Origin of the sequence: Kocuria salina, assembly GCF_013368965.1 — a bacterium.
Taxonomy (GTDB): Bacteria; Actinomycetota; Actinomycetes; order Actinomycetales; family Micrococcaceae; genus Kocuria; species Kocuria rosea.
This window is the reverse complement of the sequence record NZ_SSSF01000043.1, coordinates 1-1,431: the sequence shown is the minus strand read 5'-3', so window position 1 is coordinate 1,431 and position 1,431 is coordinate 1. Positions and strand designations below refer to the sequence as shown.

Here is a 1,431-nt window from a genome sequence, read left to right as displayed (position 1 = left end):
GGGCCTTCACAGCTGAGTGTGGGTAGCGGTTCTCCGCCAGGGGCGATGACCGCCTGCGGCGAGCAGAGCCCGTAACCGGTAGTTGTCGAAGTTGCGGAAGCCGCGGGCGACGCGACGCATGGTCTCGATGACGCCATTGACCGCTTCCGTGGGCCCGTTCGAGGCTCCTGCGGTATCGAAGTAGGCCAGGATCGCGGCCTTCCACCGGCGTAAGGTCCGTCCGAGCCGGGCGATCTCCGGAATGGGACAGGACGGGAAGGCACCGAGAATCTCGGCGACGAGCCGGCGCCCCTGCTCGGGGCGGGCGTGGTAGACCGCGCGCAGCTTCTGGTAGCAATGCCAGGCAAGGGTGACCTCGTGATGCGGGTCCCCGGCCTCGAGCTTCGCGTTGAGTCGGCGGACCTGCCTCTCGGTCAGGTGCTCGGCGCCGATCTGCAGGGTGCGGCGGATCCCGTACAACGGGTCCCCGGCTCTCCCGCGGTGGCCCAGAGTGTCCTGCTGCACGCGGCGGCGGACCTCATCGACGACCTGCCCGCCGAGCTTGACCACATGGAAAGCGTCGAGAACGGTGATCGCCTCCGGGAGCTCGTCGCGGATGGCATTGGCGTAGCCGTGGAACGGATCCAGCGTCGCCGTGCGGATCCCGCTCGTGAACGCCGGCCCCTGCTCGATGAGCCAGTCGCCGTAGGCCGCCCCCGTGCGCCCGGGCACCAGATCCAGCAGTCGTGCCCGGGGCCGGCCGTCCTCGCCGCGGGAGTGGTCCACGATCCCGGTGACCAGCCCGGTCCCCGGCGGACCCACATGGCGCCAGACGTGCTCGTCCACGCCCAGGGCGTTCACCCCGGCCAGCCGGTCCTCGGCGGCCAGCTGGGCCTCGATGACTGGAGTGATGGCGTCCCAGACGGTGTTCCAGGCGACCCCGAGCATCTCGGCCAGGGCCGAGACCGCGATGTCGTGGCAGCGCAGCTGCGTCACCGCCCAAGCAATCGCGCGGGTGGTGAGCTTGGCCCGCGGTGCCGCCAGCTCGTGGACCTCACTGAAGGTCGTCACCTCGCACGCCGTCTCATGGCAGCGGTAGCGGCGCTTGCGCCAGACCACCCGCACGGGCACCCCGGCGCAAGGCAGGTCGTGCAGCAGCACCGCCACCCGGCCATGGCCGACGGCGAGCACCCCGCAAGCCGGACAGCCCACCAGTGACGGCACGGTCTCGACCACCAGGGTGAACGAGGAGCGGTGCCGCTCGATCGTGAGCACGTGGACATCGGGCAGGTCGAAGAGCGCGCACGCCGGCGCGCACATAGCATGGGACACGTCGAGGCCTTCGAGGACGGTTGGATTCAGCACCCCCATCCTGGAGGCCTCGACCCCTACCCGACCCCCGTGACACGCACCCCGCTTGGGCCCTTACCCACACTCATTTGGGAAGGGCCG

Annotated in this window: 1 protein-coding gene; it reads right to left on the bottom strand. The window is 70.3% G+C overall.

The genetic code is table 11. The annotated features are described in order from the left end of the window. Window positions 1-6: 6 nt before the first annotated feature. Window positions 7-1,344: an ISL3 family transposase gene (locus tag E7Z53_RS19835; RefSeq protein WP_176338697.1), complete on the bottom strand. Its 1,338-nt coding sequence runs from the start codon at window positions 1,342-1,344 to the stop codon at window positions 7-9. Between the last annotated feature and the right edge of the window lie 87 nt (window positions 1,345-1,431).